The sequence below is a fragment of the Streptomyces brasiliensis genome, assembly GCF_014647875.1.
GTDB lineage: Bacteria > Actinomycetota > Actinomycetes > Streptomycetales > Streptomycetaceae > Streptomyces > Streptomyces brasiliensis.
On the sequence record NZ_BMQA01000083.1, the window covers coordinates 1 to 23,548 of the forward strand.

Annotated in this window: 18 protein-coding genes and 5 pseudogenes; 10 read left to right on the plus strand and 13 right to left on the minus strand. The window is 68.9% G+C overall.

Annotation, left to right across the window (positions count from 1 at the left end):
- Positions 1 to 399: 399 nt before the first annotated feature.
- Positions 400 to 648, minus strand: a pseudogene (locus IEZ19_RS51885) (RNA-guided endonuclease TnpB family protein); the annotation flags it as partial.
- Positions 645 to 797: pseudogene (locus IEZ19_RS51890) on the minus strand (DUF2637 domain-containing protein); the annotation flags it as partial. The pseudogenes IEZ19_RS51890 and IEZ19_RS51885, both read right to left, overlap by 4 nt.
- Before the next feature lie 406 nt (positions 798 to 1,203).
- Here IEZ19_RS51890 and IEZ19_RS44170 point away from each other — a divergent pair.
- Together IEZ19_RS44170 and IEZ19_RS51895 are read left to right on the plus strand one after the other, a co-directional pair.
- Positions 1,204 to 2,091: a haloalkane dehalogenase gene (locus tag IEZ19_RS44170; protein ID WP_189317039.1), complete on the plus strand. Its 888-nt coding sequence runs from the start codon at positions 1,204 to 1,206 to the stop codon at positions 2,089 to 2,091.
- Between the two features lie 104 nt (positions 2,092 to 2,195).
- Positions 2,196 to 2,372, plus strand: a pseudogene (locus IEZ19_RS51895) (transposase); the annotation flags it as partial.
- 376 nt (positions 2,373 to 2,748) lie between these two features.
- Here IEZ19_RS51895 and IEZ19_RS44180 read toward each other — a convergent pair.
- On the minus strand, positions 2,749 to 3,816 hold the full coding sequence (locus IEZ19_RS44180; RefSeq protein ID WP_189317041.1) for a fatty acid desaturase family protein: 1,068 nt from the start codon (positions 3,814 to 3,816) through the stop codon (positions 2,749 to 2,751).
- A gap of 399 nt (positions 3,817 to 4,215) precedes the next feature.
- Positions 4,216 to 4,709, minus strand: a pseudogene (locus IEZ19_RS44185) (acyltransferase family protein); the annotation flags it as partial.
- A 181-nt stretch (positions 4,710 to 4,890) separates the two neighbouring features.
- Between IEZ19_RS44185 and IEZ19_RS44190 the strand changes: the two are divergent.
- Positions 4,891 to 5,754, plus strand: coding sequence for a hypothetical protein (locus tag IEZ19_RS44190; protein ID WP_189317042.1), 864 nt, complete (start codon positions 4,891 to 4,893; stop codon positions 5,752 to 5,754).
- 163 nt (positions 5,755 to 5,917) lie between these two features.
- Here the strand turns inward: IEZ19_RS44190 and IEZ19_RS44195 are convergent, their stop codons facing one another.
- On the minus strand, positions 5,918 to 6,850 hold the full coding sequence (locus IEZ19_RS44195) for an aminoglycoside phosphotransferase family protein (protein WP_189317043.1): 933 nt from the start codon (positions 6,848 to 6,850) through the stop codon (positions 5,918 to 5,920).
- A gap of 205 nt (positions 6,851 to 7,055) precedes the next feature.
- On the opposite strand from IEZ19_RS44195, the gene IEZ19_RS44200 reads away from it, so the two are divergent.
- Complete coding sequence (locus tag IEZ19_RS44200; protein ID WP_189317044.1) at positions 7,056 to 7,757, plus strand: DUF6058 family natural product biosynthesis protein; 702 nt, start codon at positions 7,056 to 7,058, stop codon at positions 7,755 to 7,757.
- Positions 7,758 to 8,132: 375 nt separating this feature from the next.
- Here the strand turns inward: IEZ19_RS44200 and IEZ19_RS44205 are convergent, their stop codons facing one another.
- From IEZ19_RS44205 to IEZ19_RS44220, 4 genes are read right to left on the minus strand one after another with little or no spacing between them, the layout of a single operon-like run.
- Positions 8,133 to 9,290, minus strand: a complete 1,158-nt coding sequence (locus tag IEZ19_RS44205; protein WP_189317045.1) for a DSD1 family PLP-dependent enzyme — start codon at positions 9,288 to 9,290, stop codon at positions 8,133 to 8,135.
- Positions 9,287 to 10,258, minus strand: coding sequence for an ornithine cyclodeaminase family protein (locus IEZ19_RS44210; protein ID WP_229841551.1), 972 nt, complete (start codon positions 10,256 to 10,258; stop codon positions 9,287 to 9,289). The genes IEZ19_RS44205 and IEZ19_RS44210 overlap by 4 nt, the downstream gene beginning before the upstream one ends.
- Positions 10,242 to 10,655 (minus strand): RidA family protein, encoded by a 414-nt coding sequence (locus IEZ19_RS44215; RefSeq protein ID WP_189317046.1) that lies wholly within the window; start codon positions 10,653 to 10,655, stop codon positions 10,242 to 10,244. Before IEZ19_RS44215 ends, IEZ19_RS44210 begins: the two co-directional genes overlap by 17 nt.
- 10 nt (positions 10,656 to 10,665) lie before the next feature.
- Positions 10,666 to 11,352 (minus strand): helix-turn-helix transcriptional regulator, encoded by a 687-nt coding sequence (locus IEZ19_RS44220; protein ID WP_189317047.1) that lies wholly within the window; start codon positions 11,350 to 11,352, stop codon positions 10,666 to 10,668.
- A gap of 597 nt (positions 11,353 to 11,949) precedes the next feature.
- Between IEZ19_RS44220 and IEZ19_RS44225 the strand changes: the two genes are divergently transcribed.
- Entirely contained in the window at positions 11,950 to 13,281 is a 1,332-nt protein-coding gene (locus tag IEZ19_RS44225; RefSeq protein ID WP_189317048.1) for a dicarboxylate/amino acid:cation symporter, read from the plus strand.
- Between the two features lie 210 nt (positions 13,282 to 13,491).
- On the opposite strand, the gene IEZ19_RS44230 is transcribed toward IEZ19_RS44225, so the two are convergent.
- Positions 13,492 to 13,857, minus strand: a complete 366-nt coding sequence (locus IEZ19_RS44230) for a hypothetical protein (RefSeq protein WP_189317049.1) — start codon at positions 13,855 to 13,857, stop codon at positions 13,492 to 13,494.
- Between the two features lie 164 nt (positions 13,858 to 14,021).
- On the opposite strand from IEZ19_RS44230, the gene IEZ19_RS52820 reads away from it, so the two are divergent.
- Together IEZ19_RS52820 and IEZ19_RS53950 are read left to right on the plus strand one after the other, a co-directional pair.
- Positions 14,022 to 18,209: a carboxypeptidase regulatory-like domain-containing protein gene (locus IEZ19_RS52820; protein WP_189317050.1), complete on the plus strand. Its 4,188-nt coding sequence runs from the start codon at positions 14,022 to 14,024 to the stop codon at positions 18,207 to 18,209.
- Between the two features lie 332 nt (positions 18,210 to 18,541).
- Positions 18,542 to 18,769, plus strand: coding sequence for a hypothetical protein (locus IEZ19_RS53950; protein WP_189317051.1), 228 nt, complete (start codon positions 18,542 to 18,544; stop codon positions 18,767 to 18,769).
- A gap of 25 nt (positions 18,770 to 18,794) precedes the next feature.
- Here IEZ19_RS53950 and IEZ19_RS44245 read toward each other — a convergent pair whose 3' ends face one another.
- Both IEZ19_RS44245 and IEZ19_RS44250 read right to left on the minus strand, forming a co-directional pair.
- The gene (locus IEZ19_RS44245) at positions 18,795 to 18,953 is read right to left on the minus strand and encodes a hypothetical protein (RefSeq protein WP_229841552.1); all 159 of its coding nucleotides are present in this window, start codon (positions 18,951 to 18,953) and stop codon (positions 18,795 to 18,797) included.
- 113 nt (positions 18,954 to 19,066) lie between these two features.
- Entirely contained in the window at positions 19,067 to 20,839 is a 1,773-nt protein-coding gene (locus IEZ19_RS44250; RefSeq protein ID WP_189317052.1) for an alpha-galactosidase, read from the minus strand.
- Between the two features lie 94 nt (positions 20,840 to 20,933).
- Here IEZ19_RS44250 and IEZ19_RS44255 point away from each other — a divergent pair, with 94 nt between their 5' ends.
- Positions 20,934 to 21,449 carry a putative immunity protein gene (locus tag IEZ19_RS44255; RefSeq protein WP_189317053.1) on the plus strand — a complete coding sequence of 172 codons (516 nt, stop codon included), beginning with the start codon at positions 20,934 to 20,936 and terminating at the stop codon, positions 21,447 to 21,449.
- 238 nt (positions 21,450 to 21,687) lie between these two features.
- Here IEZ19_RS44255 and IEZ19_RS44260 read toward each other — a convergent pair whose 3' ends face one another.
- Positions 21,688 to 22,308 (minus strand): GNAT family N-acetyltransferase, encoded by a 621-nt coding sequence (locus IEZ19_RS44260; protein WP_189317054.1) that lies wholly within the window; start codon positions 22,306 to 22,308, stop codon positions 21,688 to 21,690.
- 451 nt (positions 22,309 to 22,759) lie between these two features.
- Here IEZ19_RS44260 and IEZ19_RS44265 point away from each other — a divergent pair.
- Both IEZ19_RS44265 and IEZ19_RS44270 read left to right on the plus strand, forming a co-directional pair.
- Positions 22,760 to 22,891, plus strand: a pseudogene (locus tag IEZ19_RS44265) (IS256 family transposase); the annotation flags it as partial.
- 23 nt (positions 22,892 to 22,914) lie between these two features.
- On the plus strand, positions 22,915 to 23,373 hold the full coding sequence (locus tag IEZ19_RS44270; protein ID WP_229841553.1) for a DUF5959 family protein: 459 nt from the start codon (positions 22,915 to 22,917) through the stop codon (positions 23,371 to 23,373).
- Positions 23,374 to 23,548: the final 175 nt, after the last annotated feature.

Genomic DNA, 23,548 nt, shown 5'->3' on the forward strand with positions numbered 1-23,548 from the left:
GAAACACCCGGAACCCGCCCGACACCCGTGCTCAGAATTCACGCGGCGGATCGAGGCTGATACAACGGATTGCCGTTCACCCCGCGCTCCCCTTTCGTGGGCGGTCAACAGCCTAGAGAGGGTCGACGAGTCCCGTCCATACCGGACGCCGCGAGCTTCCGGCAAACCTTTCCGCTCAGAGCACTAGAGCGCCGACCGGGCGCCCTGACCCGGCCGGCCACGCTACGCGCTGGCTGACGATTCCTCGCGGCGCATGACGGAGAGCATCTGCCAACCGTCGGGAGCGGTCCAGCACGTTCAGGTGCATCATGACCGCGGCCCGCCCGGCGTCCCGGGGCGCGGGTGAGCTGGTCCCCCAGGTTCCGGTTCAGGGTCGGATCGGCGTTGCCTACGCTCTGGCATCGACTGCCGGGTGTCTTTCTTCGACTTGTAGCGGGGCGGACCAGTCTTGCGGCCCTGCCGCTTGCCCTGGAGACTGTCGAAGAAGTTCTGGTAGGCGGCATCCAGGTCCCGCAGGGACTGTTGCAGGACGACCGCTGACACGTCAGCGAGTCAGGCGCGTTCGGCGGTGCGCTTGGCCTGGGCGATGCGGAGCCGGGACAGATCTGCCGACTTCACATACGGCAGCCCGGCCGCGTGTGCCTCCCGAAGCCCTTCTTGAAGGCCAGCTCACGGACCGCCTGGTAGGAACCGGCGAAACCGATACCCGCGATGATCACCGCACCGGACACGACCACGCCGATCAGAACAGGATGGACCCCGGACAGCCGGGCTAATTCACCGTCCCCCGCAGCCACAGCCCACCCCTCCTGCAAATCACACAACTGAACAGGACTCACACTTCCACGTTCCGCCGCAAGCCGCGCCACTTCAGTAACTTTCCCATCGCACATGCAACGCGAAACGCCCCAGGAGTGAGGCTCAAGGACGACCGAGACCTGAGACACACAGCCGTCCCACCGCCCTGCGGACGTGCGGCGAACCGCGGAAGCAACGGAGCTACCAACGCCCAGAGTTCATCAGTTCATCAAAAGACCAACCGCTACGGCAGACCGACACTCATGGCCAGGCATCATGCCGCATCCAGCTCACGCCACGCGCGACAAGCGTTAATTGATGCCATATATAACGTGATGCCCGATACTCAAGATCCATGGCGTGAGCAGTGATGACGCTCGGCTGCCATATGAGGGAGGAGAGAACATGATCTCTGCGGCATTCCCGTACCAGAAGCAGCGTCGGCGGGTTCTCGGCCTCGAAATGGCGTACGTGGAAATTGGCGAGGGCGACCCCATCGTGCTGCTGCACGGCAATCCCACCTCGTCGTACCTCTGGCGCAACGTGCTGCCGTATCTGCAGCCGCGGGGCCGCTGTATCGCCCCCGACCTGATCGGCATGGGGGATTCCGACAAGTTGCCCGACAGTGGCCCCGGCTCGTATCGCTTCGTCGAGCATCGACGCTACCTCGACGCCTTGCTGGAGGCTCTGGACGTGCGTGAGCGTGTCACGCTCGTCGTCCATGACTGGGGCTCGGCCCTCGGCTTCGACTGGGCCAACCGCCATCGCGAGGCGGTGAAGGGGATCGCCTATATGGAGGCGATCGTACGGTCGCAGGCCTGGGACCACTGGGACACGATGGGAAAGCGCTCGTTCTTGCATGCGCTACGTTCCGAGGCCGGCGAGGCGATGATCCTGCAGGACAACCTCTTCATCGAGGAGGTACTGCCACAGGCCGTGCTGCGCTCCCTCTCCGCCGAGGAAATGGCGGCGTACCGAAGGCCGTTCGCGGAACCCGGAGAGGGGCGACGGCCGACACTGACGTGGCCCCGGGAGATCCCCATCGAGGGCGAGCCTGCCGACGTGGATGCGATCGCGGCTTCCTACGCGGATTGGCTTGCTACGAGCGACGTACCCAAGCTCTTCCTGAAGGCCGAGCCCGGTGCAATCCTCGCCAGCGACTGGTTGCTCGACTTCGTCCGCGGGTGGCCGGCACAGACCGAGGTGACGGTGGCAGGGATCCATTTCGTCCAGGAAGACTCGCCGGACGAGATCGGGCCGGCCATCGCCGAGTGGATGGCGTCGTTGGGCTGACGGGGCCATGCAGGACCATGATGGCGTGGCCGCCGACGCGCCGCTGACCGGCCGTGGTCGGGACAAACGGCCAGGACAGGTACTGCCGGCTCGTCTGGGCTCTGGGCGTGAAGCCGGTGATCGCTCGACGCGGCTCCGGCCACGGTTTCGGACTCGGCACTCAACGATGGGGCGTCGAGCGCGCGTTCGGCCATCTCCACCGGTTCCGCCGACTGCGGATCCGTTGGGAGATCCGCGATGACATCCAGGAAGCCCTCCTGGCCCTCGACTGCGCGGTGGTGTCCTGCCCGGCCAGGGCCTCCAAGTCGGCGGTGTCCACCACGGCCGCCACCGGCACGTTCCGGCTGCGGGCCAGATGTGCCGGCTCCGGGTGGCCCCCGGCAGAGCGGGGCCGGACAGCGGGAAGAACGGATCGGCCGCCTGCTGGAGAGGATCGACGACGACCAGAGCCGGGCCGTCGACGTACGGGGCGCTCTCCACGATCGCTGGTCCACTTTTCAGCCGTTGCCGACACAGGAACACCTGTCTATAAGCACCTTGCGTGCTGAGGTGCGCTGGTGTTTGGCCATCATCGGCAACTCTGCGGACAAGCCGTCGAGGAACGCTTCAACGCGACCTTTTACACCTGCCGGCCGAGTCCGGAGCAGCGCCGGCTCGTCAGATGTCGGCGCGCAGCGGTTCTCCCACTTCGTGCATGTGCCGCAGGGCTTGACGGTAGGAGTCGATGAGGCCGGTCTCCGCGTAGGGGATACCGAGGTCGCGGCAGTGGGCCTTCACCAGGGACTGGGCCAGCCTCAAGTGGGGGCGGGGCATGCTGGGGAACAGGTGGTGCTCAATCTGGTAGTTGAGGCCGCCGAGGAACCAGTCGGTGAGCACGCTGCCCCTGATATTGCGGGACGTCAGGACCTGGCGTCGCAGGTGTCCCCACTTTTCGCCGTCAGGGTCGGGCATGTCCATCCCCTTGTGGTTGGGTGCGAAGGCCATGCCCAGGTGCAGCCCGAACAGGGCTTGGTGGAGCGCGGCGAAGACGAGTGCGTGCGCGAGCGGCATGGTCGTCAGGAGCAAGGTGACGTACCCGGTGATGTGGGCGATAAGGAGTGTGCCCTCCACCAGGCGCTCGCGGCCGGTCTGGCGGCGCAGGTCCTGGAAGCCGTAGAGCTTCAGGGCGAGGCCTTCGAGGAGGGTGAGGGGGAAGAAGAGCCATGCCTGGTGGCGGGTGAGCCAGCCGCGGAAGCCCGTGCGGGTGGCGGCCTGCTTGCTGGTGAAGACGAGGACATCGGCGGCGACGTCAGGGTCCTTGTCGATGTGATTGGGGTTGGCGTGATGGCGGTTGTGCTTGTCGTTCCACCACGCATAGCTCATGCCGAGCAGCAGGTTGCCGTGGATGAGCCCGATGCGGCGGTTCGTGACACGGTTGCCGCTGATCTGGGCATGGCCCGCGTCGTGGCCGATGAACGCCGTGCGGGCACACAGGACGGCGAGGACGGGGGCGAGAGCGAGTACCCACCACGAATCGCCGACGAGTGCCATGCCAGTGACGACGGCGGCCAAGCTGAGCGCGTTGGTCACGATGGTGCGTGCGTACCAGCCGGTGCTCCGATCGAGTAGCTCCTCTCCCTTGACGTCGTGCAGCAGAGGCGTGAACTCGCTGCCCCCGTCCGCTGGGGATTGCCTCGCGGTGGCCTTCTCGGGGCGCGGCGGAGCGGTTGCGCGGGCCAAGGACATGGCTGTACTCCTGTGTTCGGTGGATGGTGTTGATGCGGCGCGTGGCTCGTCAGCCCGGCCTGAAAGAACGTACGGATCCAGGGCGTTGGCGGGCCATGGAGCCACCACCCGGCCGATCGGGGGGGATCCTTCACGTTGAAGGGGGGGTTATCCGCATGCGGCGCCGCGCTGGATGTCGTGGCGCGCGATTTCGTTCGGCTCTCCGAGGTGCTTCGTGCCATCGGTGACGAAGCTGTGAGACGTGCTGGCCGCGGCCTGTAAACGGAGCGCCGGGCCGGCTGCCCACCGGCGGGTCGTTGTGCGGAGGCGAGTGCCGTGCGGAGGCACTGGACCACGGTGATACGGCGGTGCGTATACATCGCTCACGCCGCCAGCGCGAAGCCGGCCGCCGGCACGACCCGCCGCGCGGCGGGTCGTGCCGGTGCGGTCCCACGGGGTTTCCAGGGGCTGGGCGAACTTCGCGATCGCCACGAGCAGCCCGACGAAGAGCGGCATCCAGGCCATCCGCGCCAGGATCCATCCGGCCGTGTCCGCCGCGGTGGTCAGGCCGGGGATCTCGCCGAAGTACGAGGCGGGGACCGCGGGGGCGAGCATCGCCGTCTGGTGCCGGCACTGGATCGTCATCGCCGACAGGTTGATGATCACCACCGGGGCCCACAGGGCGGGGCGCCGGAGCAGCCGGCCCAGCCGGTCGCGCATCAGGGCCGCCGCACCGGACTGGGCGGCCGCGAGCGCCAGGAGCAGCACGGACGGCGGGTGGGAGTTGTACGGGACGCGCCGGGCACGCTCACCATCGACGCCGGGTAGTGGAGGGCGAGCAGCCAGGTGGCGAACAGGGCCGCGCCGCCCGTCAACGACAGCCACGCCTGGCGGCGGCCCAGCCGCTCGCGGCCGATGCCTCCCCCACGAAGTTCCGTCGCCTCTGCGGCGAGGTCTTCCCGGGCGCCCACTTCGACCAACCCGCCGGATCACCCCTGCTGACGCCCTGTTAGGGTGACCGGCTTGTTGGCGTCCAGGGGTTCGCCCGGCCGTGGTCCGGCGCCGACAGCGGCACCGCTGGGCTCTCCATGGGTCATGGAGGCGGGCGACGTCCTGCCCGCCACTCCCCCGACCGGGCCGCCGCCGGACGGCGAGGGTGAGTGGTCGACGGACGCCATCCGGCAGGCTTTCGGCCGGCAGACCAGGCAGGCGGTGAGACGCCGCAGGGCACGGCCGACGGCGGGTACGGCGCGGGCGGCGTGGACAGCAGGCAGCGGGGACGAGGAGGGGCGGGGCACGGTGGCGGACGGGGTCACGGCAAAGACGGGTGACGGCACTGCAGGTGGTGCCGGCAGGCAGCCGGCGCCCAGGTCGGCGGGCCGTACGGCGCTGGTGACGGCGATCCTCGTGGTGTTCGCGGTGGCCGGGCTCTGCGGCCTGCTTCTCCTTCCCCTGTACGTTCCGACCGCCGTCACTGTGGTGTTGTGGATCGTCTACGCCCTGCTCCTGGCCGTCGGCCTGATGTGGCTGGCCGGGGCGGAGAGCGGCTGCTGGACCGCCGGGGTCGCCCTGGTCCTGGCCCTCGTCGCCTGGGCGGCGGGCAGCATCGGACGGGACAAGGTGGTGCTCCTCACCTTCGGCAAGACCGTGACGGCCCAGGTCATCAAGGAGCGTACGGAGACCAGGAGTCGTTACACCACCTGGCACTACACCCTGCGGGCGTCCGACGGCTCGGCCGTACCCGGCGGCGATATGACGTTCAGCCGCGACACCCTGAACCCCGGCGACCGGGTCTCGGTCCGCGCGGACCCCGAAGGCCGGGTCGAACCCCTGCTGTCCAGCCGGCTCAGCGCCGGGGGCGACCTGTGGAGTGCTGCCGGGTTCACCGTGGCGGTGGTACTCACGATCCTCTGGACGGGCATCACCGGACGGCGGCGGCGCGACGACACTCCCGGCTGACCGGCCCGCGGATGCGGCCCATGGCCGCCGCGGACGCCTCGCCACCGGGCGGGATCCATGCTGTGACCTGCGGCCACCATCTCATCGTCAGTACACACAGCCCACGATGATCAACGGTGGCCGCACTCGTCCACCCACTGGACCCGGTCGGCGCCACCACGCACTACGAGCGTTCGGTGAGCAACTCCGCCAGGTGGTCGGCGAATTCGGTGAGCCAGTCCAGGCGTGGTCCGCTGCGGGCGATACGAAAACCGTGGCGGCGGCCCCAGAACGCAGCCTGGACGGCATGCAACTGGGCCCACCGCCGAACCCGTTCACGGTCGAGTTCCGCGGCCTCGGCGAAGACGCCCAAGACGCGATGGACAGCCTTGCGCAGGTCACCCGCTTCGAGGAGCGTCAGCGCGCGGGACTTCAGTAGTGTGCCGCCGTCGTAGGCCGGATCTCCCACGTACCCCTTGGGGTCGACAGCCAGCCACGGCTCTCGGTCGGCACGCAGGATGTTCCCGGCATGAAGGTCGCCATGGATGAGAGTGTCCGGCTGGGCTCGACCCAGCTCCCGAACGGTCGCCACGGCGGCATCCAGCACCTGTCGCGGCAGTGCATGCGTCAACTCCTCGGCGTCCTTGCACAGCTGCTCCTCCCAGACATCTGCCTGCTCACGCAGCCGGGGCAGGCCGCGCGGTGCGGAGATGGCCAGGCGTCGATTGAGCCGCCCGGCGACCGTCACCACCTCGTCGCCGTCCTCGACCTCCGCCAAGGTCGACGGCTGAACCCGCTCCAGCAGCATCGCGAACCGCTCGTCGTCGCGCTCATGCAGCAGGACAGCGCCGCACCCGCCCCACGCAACGAACGCATCCGGCTCATGGACGTTGCCGGGATGCGGAAACGACACCTTCAGCACGGCGCTCTCCTCAGCCTGCCGCCGTACCGGAACGATGACGCCGACGCCCCCATGCATGACCTCGCCATCCGGCACACACCCCCAGCGCCCCAGCAACTCCTCCACGATCCCGGGCACCTCGGCGAGCCACGCCGCCCCAGCCTCCCCCTCGCGGTCGACGGTACTCTGTGCGAACTCCTCTGGCATCGCGATCATCCCGGCACCCTACGCGCCGGCCCGCCGCAGCCACCAAGCCCAAACGGGCCACTGCAGCCGCCCGGCAGACCGCGCACTACGAAGATCGCGATCTACAGCTGGATTCGGCAGAACGCCCAGCAGAGCGCGAGTCAGTGCCGGAGCCACGACCACCGGAACCTGAGTATCCGTGTGAATGTCAGTGCAGTCTGAGATGCTGCCCAGCATGCCCTATCCCACGACGTATCCCGCTGTCGCAGCCGACCAGCACGCTGCCGACCTCGCCGGACGCCCGTGCCCACGTCTGACCGGTCCGAACGAGCTCGCTCGCCGACTGGCCGAGCTGGACGAGCAGTACATCCGCGCTCAGTTCGTCGAACTCGACGAACTGAGCGCTTCACGGGACGGTGGTACGCAAGCCGTACGAAAGCTGATGGCCGACGGCCGACTGCCCCAGCCCGCCTACCGGCTCGACGACGGTACCGACATGGTTGCCGGCGACTTCTTCGCTCCGCTGGACGCCGCAGGTGGCGTTGAGGCTCTGCCGGAGTGGTTCCGCAGCCGCTACATGAGCGCGGCGCGCCGGCTCGGGCTGCCCGACGGCCCTGCCGAGGCGGATGAACAGTGGACCGAATACCTCTCCGGTGGCTACGGGGTCTGCCTGAAACGGGCCACGCCGGAGTCGATAGCCGAAAAGGCGCTGTACATCACCACGATCGAGCGCCTCCTCGTCAACCCTCAGCCGGGTGACACGTCCTGGGCCGACGAGCTTCGCACCACAGTGGACGCACTCGCCGCGATCGAGCGGCCCGGCGCGCTACTGGACCCTCCGCGCTGGGGCGGGCCGATGTCACCGCAGTGGTACGGAGCCTACCTGCGCGCTTACTTTCCCCAGGCATTCACTTCACCTACCGGTGTGGCAAGCTGACGCACTGCCGGTGCCGAGGAGGACCTGGGCGTCGGCGTGGGGTGGACGGGCACCCCGACGGCCGGCACCTTGCTGACCTTGCCGAGCGCATCGATACCGCTGAGTTGCTCGCCGAAGACGCGGCGAAGTTCCCGTTTGCCGAAGGGGAACGGCTTCAGGTTCTTTGACGCACGACCCCACTGAGCGGCCTTCCAGCTTCGGCGCAGTCTTCGTGTCCTCTCCCGGCTCCTTGGCGATCGTGGACTTGCCCGCGCTGGGCGTGCAGCTGCAGTTCGACGGCGATGCGTGGAACGGGAGCCGACCGGACCACTTAGCATCTCTATGGCAGCGGCCCTGACGGCTCCTGCACGCTGATCGGGTAGGGGCAGTCGCGGATCACCACCCGGCGATACGCGGCCAGAACGTCCTGATTGCCTGAGCGCCGTCGATGGGGCTTTGGGCGCTGTCGATGACGTGGTACCCGCGGTGCTGGGCAGCGGTGGCGCAGGCGTGGTTGGGCAGGATGCGCAGGCGGGTGCCGACGGGCAGCTCCGGCAGCGGCGCGCCGTCCCGGGTCGTGAGGGTGCCGTGCTCCTGGCTGGCCGCCGTCATGACCAGATCCGGGATCAGGTGGCCGTCGAGGCCGGCGACCAGGCCGTAGCCCTGGTCCTGTGCCTGGGCGGCGGTGCCGCGGTCGCGGGACATGGCCATCCACCCGCCGTCGGTGATGATCCACCCGTACTCGGGGCGGTGGCCGATGACGGTGACGACCACGGACAGGGCGAGGTCCTCGACGGTGCAGACGCCGAGGCCGGCCATGACCAGGTCGAAGAAGACGTAGTTGCCCGCGCGCAGTTCGGTGACTCCGGTGAGGTCCTCGGCCGCGTGGGCGGTGGGCGTGGAGCCGACGCTCACGGTGGCCACCGGCAGGCCGGCCGCGCGCAGTCGCTCGGCTGCGGCGACTGCGGTGTCGCGCTCGTTCTTCGCCGCCAGACGCTGTTCGTCGGAGGTGAAGGCGAAGTAGGACTCACCGGCGTGGGTGAGCACCCCGTCCAGGCAGCCCGCACCGTGCAGGATGCGGCCGATCTCGGGCACGGCGGGCGCGTCGGGCTTGAGGCCGCCGCGGTGGCCGTCGCAGTCGATCTCGATCTGGGCCGGGATGGGGAGCTCCGCCTGCCGGGAGGCTTCGGCGACGAAGGAGGCCTGCTCGACGCTGTCCAGCAAGATCCTCAGGCGCACGCCGCGGCGCAGCAGGGCGATCACGCGGGGGAGCTTGTGGGGGTCGATGCCCACGGCGTAGGTGATGTCGGTGTAGCCGCCCTCGGCGAACGCCTCGGCCTCGGCCAGGGTGGACACGGTGACCGGGCAGGGGCTGCCGTGGTGCAGGAGGGCGGCGACATCGAGGCTCTTGGACGTCTTGACGTGCGGGCGCAGGGTGACGCCGAGTTGGTCGGCCCGGGTCTGCAGGCGCTCGATGTTGCGCAACGACTTGTGCACGTCGAGGGCGGCGAACGGGGTGTCCGGGTCGGCCAGGGTCAGGTTGGTGGTGTTCACAGGGAGATATCCATCTTCTTCAGGAGGGCCAGGCCCAGGTACAGGTCCTGTAGACCGATCCCGGAGCTGTCGAAGACCGTGACCTCGGCCGCGTGGGTGCGGCCTGCGGCGCTGTCGGTGAGGACCGCGCCGAGCGGGGTGAGCGCGGTCGTGGCGGGTGCGTGCTGGCTCTCGCCCATGCGGCGGGCCTGCTCGGGCAGGTCGCAGAAGAGGCGTGCGCGGCGCAGCAGTTCGGGCGGCAGCTCCCGCTTGCCGGGGGCGTCCGCTCCCATGGCCGAGATGTGCGTGCCGGGGCGGATCCATCCGTCCTCGAACAGGGGCGCATCCGCTGCACGGGTGGTGGTGGCGGTGACGATGATGTCGGCACGGGCGCAGGCGTCCTCGGCGCCGGCGACCCGGGCCGGGTGGCCTTGGGCGGTGAGCGCGGCGGTCAGCTGGCCGGCTCGGTGCGGGTCGCGTCCCACGATCAGGATCTCGCCGAGCGGACGGCTGCGGGCGATGGCCCGTGCCTCGTATCCGGCCTGATGGCCGGTGCCGAAGACGGCCAGCGTGGCGGCGTCCGGGCGGGCGAGCAGGTCGACGGCGAGCTCGTCGGCCGCCGCGGTCCGGTAGGCGTTCGCGGCGCCCAGTTCCAGCACGGCGGCGATCCGGCCGACCGTCTGGTCGAGCAGCAGCAGTGTGGAGTGGTGCCGCGGCAGCCCGTGCCCGGGGTTGTCCGGCCAATAGGTGCCGATCTTCACTCCGGCGTGCGTCGCGGACGCGGACGGCTTGAGCGTGAACCGGTTGCGGGGATCGGAGCCGTGCACGGCGAGCGAGGGGAACACGCTGCCGTCCACCGTGGCGGCGAAGGCGGCGCGGGCGGCCTCGAGGGCCAGCTCCTCGTCCACCAGCGCGGAGGTCTGCTCCTCGGTGATGTGCAGGAGGCTGGACGCCTGGGGCGCAGGGTGCAGGTCAGTCGAGGGCAGCAATGGCGTGCACCTCCACGGCCGATCCGTAGTGCAGCTCGTGCACCCCGGCCACCGCGCGCTGGGGACGGTGCGAGCCCAGCCACTGCGCGTAGAGGCGGTCGAAGGCGGGCCAGTTGGCGATGTCGGTCACATACACGGTGACGGACAGCAGCCGGTCCCGGCTGGTGCCGACGGAGGCCAGGCAGGCATCGACGTTGCGCAGGACCTGCTCGGCCTGGACGGTGAACGGCTCATGGCCCAGCGTGGCGCCCGCGGGAGTGACCGGCAGCTGGCCGGAGACGTAGGCCACGCCCCGGTGGGTGGCGATGTGGGAGTAATGGCCGGCCGGCGCCATCAGGTCGGGACTGTCCATCAGGGACAGCCCGGTGCGCGCGGGATCGGTCGAACCGGCGGTCATGAGAAGTCCTTCACTTGGTGTAGTTGTAGACCGTCGCCCGGGAGACACCGAGCAGGTCGGCGATGGCCTGAGCGGCGTCGTGCGATTCGAAGAAGCCATCCCGGTGCAGTTGCTGGACGAGCTCCTTCTTGTTCGCCCGGTTCAGCGACCTCGGGGTGCCGGCGCGCTCGGCGGCCAGCGCCTCGACCGTTTCGCGCAACTCCCGCGCATTGCGGTCCCGCAGCGTCTCCAGCGGCTGCTCGCGGTAGTCGCTCTCGGTTGCGACCAGGTTTGACAGTGCGAGCGTGACCGGTGACAGCACGGAGACGTCGAGGTTCAGGCACAGGGCCGCGATGTACTCGCCCGCCGCGTTCTTGATGCCGATGGAGGTGCTCTTGGCGGGGCGCCCGTCCGGGAACTGGTTCGGGTAGTTCTGGATCACGCTCGGGTACTGGGGATCGGCAATGCGGGCCAGGCCCAACTCGGTTGCCGAGTCGCCCACGTGCCGCCCGGAGAGGTTGTTCTCGATGGCGCGGATCGCATGTTGCGGGTCGCGCAGGTCGTGCAGGACCACCTCGCACAGGCCAGGGAACATGCGCCCCAGGGCGAGAGCGATCTTCTCCGCCTCGAGGATCAGGTGCTCGTCCGCTTCGGTCGGGGCGGGCTGGATCCGGTCGGTGGGCTGGTCCTGCTCCGGGGTTTCTGCGTGGTGGTCCATGGGTCCTCTCGTGGCTTCGATGACGTTCCCCGCCCGGGGCGGAGGTGCGGGCGGTCGCCTCCTGGCGCTCTGTGCCGGCCCGTCAGGCGCGGGCGTCGCTGGGCACCGCCACGCGTGCCAGGGGGCGGGCGGCCGTCCCAGGCACGTTGCCCGCCTCGGGCCTTTCGGAGTGCCCTCGGCGGCAAGGTTACCCGCACCTAGCAGGATCGTCTAGATCTGCATTTCCTGTCTAAAAACCTGAGCCGCCCCTCTAGACGTGCGGCGAAACATGCACTTAGCCTCATCGTCCAGAAGTGGACAACTAGTCGACGCCTGGTCGACCCCTGTGTGAGGCGGCGTGGGGCGGCGAACGGCCCGCCGGGCCGACAGGGCCCCTGACAGCCCGGAGAACGACGCGCCGCACCCGTCCGCCTGCCCCACATGCCCGGGTGCACCGCCACGCCCACCAAGCCCCGGCGGCCACAGCGCCGGACCCGCCCCGCGCGGCCAGACGCCAATCGTGCTGCCCGCAACCCGCCCGCACCGGGCTCCCCACCGCACCCCCACACCGCCCGGATCTTGCCGCTCGATGGAGAGCGCAAAGACATTGGAGTTCCCATGGGACAGACACCCACCCGCGCCCCGGACGAGGACGCACGCTCGCGCAGGGGGGCCGCGGCCGCCCCGAGGCGGTGGTGGCGCCTGCCGATCGGAGTGCAGTCGCTGATCGCTGTCGGCCTGGGCTCGCTCATCGGGGTGCTGGCACCGGCCGCCGGCGAGCAGCTCAAGATCCTCGGCGACGTGTTCTTGAACCTGGTCCAGGTCGTCGTCCTGCCCCTGGTGTTCCCGCTCATCGTGCTGGGCATCGCCCAGATGGAATCGGTCAAGAAGGTCGGGAGGATGGCCGGGAAGGCCATCCTCTACTTCGAGGTCGTCACCACCGTCATCCTGCTGGTCGCGGTCACCCTGGCCAAGGTGACCGGCATCGGCGAAGGCGCCAAGATCGACACGGGCAGCCCGGGCGACATCGACGGCCTGCAAAAAGACGTGGACTTCCACGAGTTGATCCTGCACGCCGTGCCGAAGAACATCTTCGCCGCGTTCGGCGAGGGCAACCTGCTCGGCGCCATCACCTTCGGGCTCCTGGTCGGCGTGGCGATGGCCGCCATCGGAGAGAAGTCGGCCCCTTTCGCCTCCGTGCTCGAATCCGTCTCATCGGTGATGTTCAAGGTCGTCGGCTACGTGATCCGCGTCGCCCCGCTCGGCGTGCTCGGCTTTATCTCCTACGACGTAGCGCACTACGGCTTCGGCAACCTGCGCAGCCTGCTCGGCTTCATCGCTGTGGTCTACGCCGGCCTGGCCGTCGTCCTCGGCGTGATCTTCCCGGTCATCGCCGCGATCTACCGCATCCGCTACATCGAACTCCTCAAGAGCATCGCCGGCCTGGTCGGTCTCGCCTTCGTCACCCGCAGCTCCGAAGCCGTCCTGGCCCCTGTGATGGCCAAGCTCGAGGATTTCGGCGTCAGCCGCTCCACGACCTCCTTCGTCGTGCCGCTCGGCTATTCCTTCAACACCGACGGCTCGGTGCTCTACCAGGCCGCCGCCCTCGTCTTCCTCTCCAATGCCTACGGCACCGACACCTCGCTGGCCGCCCTGCTCGTGATGGTCGGGGTGCTGGTCGTCCTGTCCAAGGGCATGGCCGGCGTGGCCTCCGCCTCCATCGTCGTCCTCATCGCCGCCGGGAACACCATCGGCCTGCCGGCCGAGGGAATCGCCATCCTCGTCGGCGTCGACTTCATCGTCGACATGGCCCGCACCGCCGTCAACGTCGTCGGCAACTCACTGGCCGCCGCCGTCATCGACCGCTCCGAGATCAGGCGCGAGGCCAAACCCGCCCGCCGCACCGCCACCCTTCCGGCACCGGCTGAGCACGCGGAGAGCAAGGCATAACTCCCCGTTCCTCGAATGAGGTTCACTGCGCGGCCGGGGCTTTGCCGACGGCGGGACTCATTCGGATCTCGGTGTGCGGTCGAAGCATTTACTCGTCCACCCTGACGGGCTGGACCGGCACGCAAGTGCGGTTTGCGACCTGCGGTCCCATCGGTTCTGCCTATACGGGGCATCGATTTTGGGTCGTGGACCTCGTCGCGGTGAGCCGCTTCACTGAGCCGGTAGTTGAGCGGTACCGGTCGGGCCCGGTGCCGCAGGGGCTGCACCGCCGCGGCTGTCAGTGCCGGAATTCCCTGCTGGGACGTCGGTGGGCTCCGCCGTGCCTGGATGAAGGTTGCAATGACGCATACCCCAGACGAAGCCGCAGACGGCGTCGTCGTGGTGAAGCCCAAGGCCTGGTACCGGCAGTTGTATGTGCAGGTGCTGGCCGCGATCGTCGTCGGGATTCTGCTTCAGGTTGCGCTGGCCCGACCTTGGCGAGTCGATGGAACCGATCGGCACGACGTTCATCGGCCGCACTTCGACACGCATTCGACTGGGCCAGTGACGGTTGATCGGGATCTCGTAGACGATCACGCGCCGCCCCGTGGCGAGTTTACGACATGTCACGCTCTCGCCATCAATGTCTTCTTGTCGAGAGCATGCTAATAGTCCTTTGCTGTCTCAGCGGACAAACTCTGTCCGCTGTCGACCTTGAACCAGCGCAGGTCGGCCCCAGCTCAACAGCATGGAGTCAAGGAATGCGCACTTCGAGGCACTTCAGACCAGACGCGCGGAAAACCTTCGCGCGCCTGGCCGCTTTAACCGCGGCTGCCGTCGCCGCCACGGTGGTGGGCCTACCCGCCGCCCAGGCCTCCCCCGGCGCTACGGCAACCGCTCCGCGCGCCGCCACCGCGACGCATCCCGGGGTGGAGCAGGTCTGCAGCACGCCCAAGAAGGGCGAGGTCAGTTGCCTGGCGCTGCGCCGCACGGACATCAAGGGCGTCAAGGGGGTCCAGCCGCACGCAACTACGCCGAACGGCTTCGGTGCGTCTGACCTGCAGAGTGCATACAACCTGCCGGCGAACGGCGGAGCGGGCCAGACGATCGCCATCGTCGACGCCTACGACGACCCGACCGCCGAGGCCGACCTGGCCGTCTACCGCCAGCAGTACGGCCTGCCGGCCTGTACCACCGACAACGGTTGCTTCAAGAAGATCGACCAGCGCGGTGGCACCAACTACCCGTCTCCCAACGCCGGTTGGGCAGGCGAGATCTCGCTCGACCTCGACATGGTCTCCGCGGCCGCGCCGAACGCCAACATCCTGCTGGTCGAGGCCGACAGCAACAGCTTCGAGGACCTGGGCGCTTCGGTCGACCAGGCCGTCGCGCAGGGTGCCAAGTACGTGTCCAACTCCTACGGCACCGGCTACGACGCCTCGCCGGGCAGTGGTGAGGACCCGTCCGAGACCACGGACTTCGACGCCCACTACAACCACCCGGGCGTGGCCATGGTCGTCTCCTCGGGCGACAGCGACTACGGCGTGTCCTACCCGGCCGCCTCGCAGTACGTGACCTCGGTCGGCGGTACCGCTCTGACGCGGGACACCACCAACAGCCGCGGCTGGTCCGAGTCGGTGTGGCACAACAGCTACGGCGGTCCGGGCTCGGGCTGTTCGCTGTACGAGCCCAAGCCGGCCTTCCAGACCGACACCGGCTGTAACATGCGGTCCGTCGCCGACGTCTCCGCGGTCGCCGACCCGGTCACCGGCGTCTCGGTGTACCAGACCTACGGCGGCTCCGGCTGGGCCGTGTACGGCGGCACCAGCGCCTCGTCGCCGATCATCGCGGGCGTGTACGCCGTGGCCGGCACCCCTGCCGCGGGCAGCTACCCGAACGCCTACCCGTACGCGAACACGTCCGCGCTCAACGACGTGACACAGGGCACCAACGGCAGCTGCACCCCGGCGTACCTGTGCAATGCCGGGCCCGGCTACGACGGGCCGACCGGTCTGGGAACGCCCAACGGCACCGCTGCCTTCCGCAGCGGCCCGCACGGTGAGGTCTCCGGCGCTGTCACCGACAGCTCCGGGAAGGCGCTCGCCGGCGCCTCCATCAAGGCCGGTGACTTCCGGGCGACCACCGACGCTCAGGGCCACTACAGCCTGACCGTGCCGCCCGGCACCTACGACGTGACCGCGTCCGCCTATGGGTACAAGTCCAAGACGACCCAGGGCGTCACCGTCGTCGAGGACGGCACCGTCAAGGCCGACTTCGAGCTGGCCGCAGTGCCTCGCCAGACCGTCGAGGGCAAGGTGACCGACGGCTCCGGCCACGGCTGGCCGCTCTACGCGAAGGTCTCCGTCGACGGCATGCCCGGTGCCCCGGTCTTCACCGACCCCTACACCGGCGACTACAGCCTCGACCTGCCTGAGGGTGAGGACTACACCCTGAACTTCACCGCCGTGTACCCCGGCTACAAGGCCGTCACCAAGCAGGTGACCGTGGGCGATGCGGCACAGACGGTGAACGTCTCGGCCGAGGTGGACGTCCAGGCGGCCACGGCCGCCGGTTACGAGGTCAAGCTGGCCGGCCCGACCGAGCCCTTCGACTCCACTGCCAACGCCCCCGAGGGCTGGTCCATTGTCAACGCCGACGGCACCACCGGCGGCTGGGCCTTCGACGACTCCGGCAACCGGGGCAACCACACGGGCGGCTCCGGCGGCTTCGCCATGGTCGACAGTGACCACATCGGCAGCGGCAAGAAGCAGGACAGCTCGCTGATCAGCCCCGTGTTCGACCTGAGCGGCAACACCAGCCCCCAGCTCTCGTTCGACACCGACTACAAGAGCTACAGCGGCCAGGCCGGCAACATCGACGTCACCACCGACGGCGGCGCCACCTGGACGAACATCTGGAACCGCACCACCACGCTCACCGGCCCGGCCCACGTCGAGGTTCCGCTGACGGCCTACGCCGGGAAGTCCAACGTGCAGCTGCGGTTCCACTTCACGGCAACGTGGGGCTACTGGTGGGAGCTCGACAACGTGTTCGTCGGCAAGCGTACCTATGAGCCCGTCAACGGTGGGCTCGTCGCCGGTACCGTGACCGACGCCAACACCGGTGAGGGCGTCGTCGGCGCCACCGTCGTCAACGCCGACGCCTCGCAGGACAAGGCCACTACGACCGCCACCCCGGACGACCCGGCGCTCGGCGGCGGCTTCTACTGGATGTTCACCACCAAGACCGGCAGCCACACCTACACCGCCTCCAAGTCGCACTACGGCGACCAGGCCAAGACGGTGGACGTGGCAGCGGACAGCACCAACAAGGCGACCTTCAGCCTGAAGGCCGGCAAGCTGGCGTTCACCCCCAGCTCGGTCGACAAGACGCTCGAGTGGGGCACGAAGGCCACCCAGGACCTGACGGTGAAGAACACCGGCGGGGCGCCCGCCAGCCTCACCCTGGGTGAGCAGCCGGGCGGCTTCACGATGCAGTCCAAGGGCGGCGCGCCGCTCAACCTGGTGAAGGGCACCTACTCCCCGCTCTCCATGGCCCAGAAGGACGGCGGCAAGAAGGAGCCCGCCGCCGTGGACAACGCGGCCGGTGACGCCTGGCAGCCGGTGGCCAACCTGCCGACCCCCCTGCAGGACAACGCGGTCGCCGTCGACGGTGGCAAGGTCTACTCGGCCTTCGGCTACACCGGCAGCGGGGACACCAACGCCCTGTACGCCTACGACCCCGACAGCGGCACCTGGTCCAAGCTGGCCTCCGCGGCCGACACCCGTGAGGGCAACCCGGCTCACGGCTTCATCGGCGGCAAGCTGTACGCGGTCGGCGGCTGGGGTGCCAGCGGCAGCCCGGACGCCAAGCTGGAGGTCTACGACCCGGCCTCGAACAGCTGGTCCACCAAGGCGTCCTCGCCCAAGCCGTACGCCGGTTCGGGCAGCGCGGTCCTCGACGGCAAGCTGTACGTCGTCGGCGGCTGCACCGCCAGCACCTGCGGGGCCACGGACGTCACCGTCTACGACCCGTCGTCCGACAGCTGGTCGCAGCTCGCCTCCTACCCGGAGTCGATCTCCTGGGAGTCCTGCGGCGGCATCGACGGCAAGCTCTACTGCGCCGGCGGCACCAACGCCTCGGGCACGGTGAAGCACGCCTACGTCTACGACCCGGCAGCCGACGAGTGGTCGGCCGTGGCCGACCTGCCCGTCGACCTGTGGGGCTCGGCGTACACCGCGGCCAACGGCCAGCTGCTGGTCTCGGCCGGTGTCACCGGCAACAGCACCACCATCACCAACCAGGGCTACGCCTTCGACCCGGGCACCGGCAGCTGGACCGCCCTGCCCAACGCCAACACCTCCGTCTACCGCAGCGGCGGCGGCGCCGGCTTCTACAAGGTCGGCGGCAGGCCCGGCGGCAGCGCCACGCCGGTGGCCACTGTCGAGGTGCTGCCTGGCTATGACCAGACCGGCTCCTCGGACGTCACCTGGCTGTCCACCTCCGAGCAGAAGGTGACGCTCGAGCCCGGGCAGAGCACCACGATCACCGTCAGCCTGGACGCCACGGTCGACGAGGTCACCCAGCCCGGCGACTACACCGCGGCACTGGCCGTTCAGACCGACACCCCGTACTCCGGCGGCAACGTCAACGTGAAGATGCACGTCAACCCGCCGAAGGACTGGGGCAAGTACGCCGGCACCGTGCTCGGCGAGGACGGCAAGGGCGGCACCGCTCCGCTGGCCGGAGCGACCATCCAGATCAACGCCGCGACGACGAGCTACACCCTGCGGACGGCCAAGGACGGCACCTACGCCCTGTGGTTCGACACCCGCCTCAACCCGGTCACCGTGATCGTGTCCAAGGACGGCTACAAGCCGGTGACCACCACGGTGAAGCTCAAGAAGGGAGAGACGACGATCGGCAACTTCACGCTGAAGAAGAGCTAGTGCTCCTGTTCGCGTGAAGACAGCACGGGCCGGTCCCTCGGGGCCGGCCCGTGTGCCATATCCGGCGGGTAGCCCCCGTGCGGTTCGGCAGCAGGCCTTCAACGTCGAACCGGTCAGAGGCGGATCAGGACCTCACCATGTGGCCTGAACGTCCCGAATCATGTCACTTCACTCTTCCTGCACCCCCCAACCCGCCGACGGCACTGCCACTGTGGGGCGCGCATGAGCCTGATGATGCTTGGCTGCGACCCGGCGCTTGAACTGCCGGGAGGCCGTGGTCAGCCGGCGCCGCACCCCGTCGAGCGCGTGCCGGTCGCGTTCGGCTGATTCGGGTGAGCGGTACCGGATTTTGCAGCGGCCCTGAAGCAAGGGGCTGGGGCGGCCAGGCCGAGCCCGGCCAAGGCACTCGGCCCGACCTGCTGACCACCGACGAACGCACGGAACTCAGGCAACTTCGCAAGGAGAACGCTGAGTTGCGGCGGGCGAACGAGATCCTCAAGTCCGCCAGCGTGTGTTTCGCCAAGGAACTCGACCAGCCCCGCACGAGGCCGACGCGGTGATGAACCACCTTCGCGTCGACTTCCCTCACAGGGCGCGCGGTACCTTCACGCGGGTGCGTAGCGCCGCCGCGATCTCCCCGGCCACTGCGAGCTGGTCGGGCGTGAGGACGTCCACGAACAGTTCCCGCACGGCGCGCAGATGGGGGAGGGACCGGCGACTGCCCCAACTCCCTCTGCTGCTCACGGCGGTTCACTGCTTCCTGCACAGCTTCAGAGCTGGGAAGCCAGGGGAGGACCCAAGCGTCGCCGCGCAATCGCGACGACGCTTGGCCGAACACCCGCGGCCGTGTCGAAGGGTCACGATGACGGGCCGGCGCCGTCGGCCGCCGCTTCGTCGTCCACTCTGATCAGGTGCAGGGCTGTGCTGGACCAGTCACCGGTCGGCAGCTCGGGCGTGATCCCGTACCCGGTCAGTACGGACGCGTGGTGCACGGCGCCGGTGGCGGCGTCCCGGTAGTGCGCGGCGGGGTCCAGGCCGGCGAGCCTGAGGGCGGGGCGCGGCGTGCCGTGGCGGGGTGCGCGCTGCCACACCAGCACGAAGACCTCCCGTCGGTCCCTGGTGGTGTACTGCACGGCGGTCGGCCCGTCGTCGAGGGGACCGCGCAGCCGGTGCTGGGTGCCGTGCTGCACGATGTGACGGACCTTCTTGTATTCCGCCACCAGATCGGCGCCCTGGGCGAGTTCCTCGGGTGTCCATCGGGCGAGGTCACCGCCCACCGCCAGGACGCCCGCCATCGCGACGTGGAAGCGGTAACGCAACGGCACCGAGCGCCCGGTGAGTTGATTGGGCACATCCGTCACCCAGGCCGCCATCACCCGCGCCGGGTAGATCTTGCTGAAGCCGTGCTGGATGGAGACCCGGTCCGCCGCATCGGTGTTGTCGGACGGCCACGCCTGGTCCGTACGGGAGAGGATGCCGAGGTCGACACGGCCGCCACCGCCGCTGCACGTCTCGATCCGCAGTCCGGGGTGGTCCGCACGCAACCGGTCGATGACGTCGTACAGGTTGTGCACGTACCGCGTCCACAGCAGGTCCTGACCGTCCCCGCGGGCGGGCCAGCCGGCCTCGCTGAAGGCGCGGTTCATGTCCCACTTGAGGAAGTCGATTCCGTTGTCCGCGACCAACCGGGTCAGCCATCCGTACGCCCACTCGGCGACGTCGTCACGCGCGAAGTTGAGCACCAGTTGGTTGCGCAGTTCGCTGCGGGTACGGTGCGGAAAGTGCAACACCCAGTCGGGGTGCGCGCGGTAGAGGTCGCTGTCCGGGTTGACCATCTCGGGCTCCACCCACAGGCCCAGCCGCATCCCGAGCCGGTGGACCTCCTCGACCAGCGGCCGCAGCCCCTGGGGGAAACGCTCCGGCGCCGGCGTCCAGTCACCGAGCCCGGCGGTGTCGTCGCGGCGGCCCCGGAACCAGCCGTCGTCGACGACATAGAGCTCCACGCCCAGTTGCGCCGCCCGGGCGGCAAGCTCCTTCTGGCCGGTCTCGTCGACATCGAAGCCGGTGGCCTCCCAGGAGTTGAACAGCACCGGGCGGGTCTCGTCCGGGTGCGGGAGCACATGGTCCCGGACGTACCCGTGCCAGGCGCGGCTGGCCGCACCGAAGCCACCGTCGGTGTACAGGGCTGCGAAGCACGGGGTCTCATACTCCTTCCCGGGGCCGAGCGGCAGTTGGGTTCCGTCGTGCCCCGCTCCGCCCGTGAAGGCCGTACGTCCGTCGGGCATGCGCTGCACGGTCAGGTGCCAGCTCCCGCTCCAGGCAAGGGCAGCACTCCATATCTCGCCCCGGTCCTCGGTGGCATCGCCGGCGTCCAACATCAGCCAGGGGTTCGCGTGGTGGCTCGTGATGCCGCGTCGGCTGGTGAGCACGGTCTCGCCGTGCGGCACCGGCTCCCGGTGCAGCAGGCCCTCGGCCGACCACTGGCCCGTGACATGACTGATCCGGTAGTCGTCGCGCGGTGGCAGCGTCCAGGCGGCCGAGTCGGCGCGCAGCACGTCGATCGGCTGCTGTCCGGTGGCCCCGAACAGCCGTTCCGCCAGCTCACTCGCCCTTCCCCGGAGAGGAACCACCCTCTACTGGGTTTGCAGGCTTTAATTGTGGGCGTGCCTGGCCCGCGTGCGCGCCCTGAGGCGTTGGGCTGATGCGAACAAAGGAGCGCCAACCATGATCCTCCCGAAGGTCCGAGACCTTCGTTTCGTGACGATCCGCCGCGGTGGGACCCTCACTGATTCGGATCACCACCTCCTCGCTCTTTGGGCGGCATCTTGCGCGGAGCACGTCCTTGGCCTCTTCGAGTCGGCTCAGCCTGAGGACCCACGGCCGCGTCAGGCGATCGAGCATGCACGCGCCTGGGTGCGTGGCGAGGTCAAGATGATGCAGGCACGCGCGGCGGGCGGCCATGCAATGGGTGCGGTCAGAGACCTGCGTGGGGCAGCACGGCACGCCGCGTATGCCGCCGGCCAGGCCGGGGCCGTCGCACACGTCGCCGCGCACGAGCTCGGTGCGGCCGCCTATGCGATCAAGGCCGCACGTGCTGCCGCGCCGGAAGGCGAGAGCGAGGCCGCAGGGCGACTTGAGTGCCTGTGGCAGCGTGACCAGCTCCCGGAGGCGATCCGCGAACTCGTACTTGACGACCAGCGATTGCGGAACGACATCTGCTGGTCGGTGTTTGACTGCTGAGCGCGTGTCGGGGCGCCAGTACCGTCCACAGACTCGGTGTCGCCGATGGCCCATTCGGCGGGTACGGGCAGCGGGAGGGGGCCGCGTCCCCGCGCTCGCGAGGCGCCGCTCCCCCGGCCCCACGACGTCTTCACGGACACGCCGTCAGCCTGAGGTGGCAGCGCACGTGAGTACCCAGCCGGCCGCAGCAGCCGTCGCCGAGGTCGTCATCCGCGGCGCTTGAACAGTCGAGGTGTGATCAGCGGGATGCCGAACGCCCGAGATAGGTGACGGGGGCCGGGTCGGGTACCGGGATCTCGTGGAAGCCGAGCCTGTCGTAGAAGGCCCTGGCCCGCACATTGGCGTTGACCATGCACAGATGGACAGCCTCGACACCTCGAGCGCGCAGGGCGTCAAGGAACGCCCACATCAAGGCCCGGCCGTACCCGCGGCGCTGCCAGTCCGGCAGCAGATCGATGTGCAAGTGAGCCGGGTAGTCGGTCAGTTGTGGCAGGATCATCCGCTCGGGGTGGTGCAGCAGCCAAATCATCTCCTCGCTCGGGGTGCCGGGCGGGCCACTCGGCTCCGGGAAGCGGTCGGCCACCTTCGGCAGCCACTGCGTACGGAAGTCCTGGACGAAGCGAGAGGTGTCCGCAGTGCCGAGGACGTACCCGACCGCCCGGCCCTCGCCGTCGTCAAGGACGAACGTCATCTCCGGCTCCAGCCAGGCGTAAGGGCTGGCGAAGATCGACGGCATGAGCTGCAGGTCAGGGTAGATTTGCCGAGAGTCCTGCCCGTTGTGGGCGGTGCGGACACAAATATCGGCGAGGGCCTCGGCGTCGCGGGGACGGTACGGCCGTATGGCGGGAGTCAGGGTCATACAGGGATCCTGCACCTGTTGGGAGCGCTCCCACAACTCCCTTGCCTTTGGGCTTGTCCCGGCAGTCGGGATGGACGCGGACGGTGTACGGACATGCCCTCGCCAGCCATCATCGCGACGGCCTCGAAACATCGCCCGCTGGTGCGGTGCCGCCCCGCTGGCCGTCTCCTAGGGGGAGGGCCACGGCCGGGCCCGCCGCCATCGACTTGACGTCGGCGGCAACCGCAAGGTCAACCCTGTGCTGCACATCGTGCACGTCACCCAGTTCCGCTGCCACGAACCCGCTCGCTCTTTCATGGCCCGAAAGACCGACGAGAACATGCCCAAACGGTCCGCGCGGCGAGCCCATAAACGCCAACTCGCCAACGTGATCATCCGGCGCATGTGGAAGGACGCACAGCGTCGAATCGCTCAACCGCCCGCATACAGCGCAGATTGACAAGAGATCTTCGAGTCGACCTTTGCCACGGTCCGGCTCCGCACGAAGGCGACCAAGGGCGCCGGCAGCGCGGCCGCCGCCCTCGCCATGGTCTTCAAGCTCGTCGAGTCCGCCCAGCAGCAGTGGCGGGCCGTCAATTGTCCGTGCCGACGATTATGTTCGGCACCATGCGCGAATCGGGAGGGGCAGTCTTGGCTGAGGATCCGATCGACCTGATCCGCTTGGAGGGGGATGGCAACAGCGTCATTCTCCGGATCGCGGGGAAACAGGAGCGGAAGCGTCCGGCCCAGGCCAATGCCCTGGTCGGAGAGTTCTTGGTCGAAACGCCCTTCGTCCGTGGCGCCCTCAAGACCTGGCTCTTCCCCGAGGACCTGCGACAGTGGCAGCAGGCCCTGGACTCGCTCGACGCGGGACAGGACATCGCCTGGTGCGAGGGGAAACGCATCCCCTGGCTGTTCATCGAACTCGACGAGGACAACGACCGGTGCCAGGCCACGATCAAGGACCACTCAATGTCCCTGACGACGGTGACGGTCACCATCCCATTGGTCGATGCTTGGTTCGACGACGCATATCGACGCCTTGACCTGGTCTGGGAGACGTGGCCCATGATGACCGAAGACTGAGCCCGGGCCAACGACCGGGAGCGCCAGCCTCATTGTGTTGGGCTCCAAAAGGCCACGACATGATCCACAGATCTTGACGATTGCTCGACACCGGTCGATGCCCACCGGTCGGCGGCCAGGGCGATTGCAAAGTTCGTTGATGGTGCGTTGGTGCAGGTCAGTTGAGTCCGAGGAC

Excerpts from the sequence above, each read along its gene's own strand:
- IEZ19_RS44170 (WP_189317039.1), top strand. The coding sequence starts at position 1,204 with ATGATCTCTGCGGCATTCCCGTACCAGAAGCAGCGTCGGCGGGTTCTC.
- IEZ19_RS44180 (WP_189317041.1), bottom strand. The coding sequence starts at position 3,816 with ATGTCCTTGGCCCGCGCAACCGCTCCGCCGCGCCCCGAGAAGGCCACC.
- IEZ19_RS44190 (WP_189317042.1), top strand. The coding sequence starts at position 4,891 with ATGGAGGCGGGCGACGTCCTGCCCGCCACTCCCCCGACCGGGCCGCCG.
- IEZ19_RS44195 (WP_189317043.1), bottom strand. The coding sequence starts at position 6,850 with ATGATCGCGATGCCAGAGGAGTTCGCACAGAGTACCGTCGACCGCGAG.
- IEZ19_RS44200 (WP_189317044.1), top strand. The coding sequence starts at position 7,056 with ATGCCCTATCCCACGACGTATCCCGCTGTCGCAGCCGACCAGCACGCT.
- IEZ19_RS44215 (WP_189317046.1), bottom strand. The coding sequence starts at position 10,655 with ATGACCGCCGGTTCGACCGATCCCGCGCGCACCGGGCTGTCCCTGATG.
- IEZ19_RS44220 (WP_189317047.1), bottom strand. The coding sequence starts at position 11,352 with ATGGACCACCACGCAGAAACCCCGGAGCAGGACCAGCCCACCGACCGG.
- IEZ19_RS44225 (WP_189317048.1), top strand. The coding sequence starts at position 11,950 with ATGGGACAGACACCCACCCGCGCCCCGGACGAGGACGCACGCTCGCGC.
- IEZ19_RS52820 (WP_189317050.1), top strand. The coding sequence starts at position 14,022 with ATGCGCACTTCGAGGCACTTCAGACCAGACGCGCGGAAAACCTTCGCG.
- IEZ19_RS44255 (WP_189317053.1), top strand. The coding sequence starts at position 20,934 with ATGATCCTCCCGAAGGTCCGAGACCTTCGTTTCGTGACGATCCGCCGC.
- IEZ19_RS44260 (WP_189317054.1), bottom strand. The coding sequence starts at position 22,308 with ATGACCCTGACTCCCGCCATACGGCCGTACCGTCCCCGCGACGCCGAG.
- IEZ19_RS44270 (WP_229841553.1), top strand. The coding sequence starts at position 22,915 with ATGCGCGAATCGGGAGGGGCAGTCTTGGCTGAGGATCCGATCGACCTG.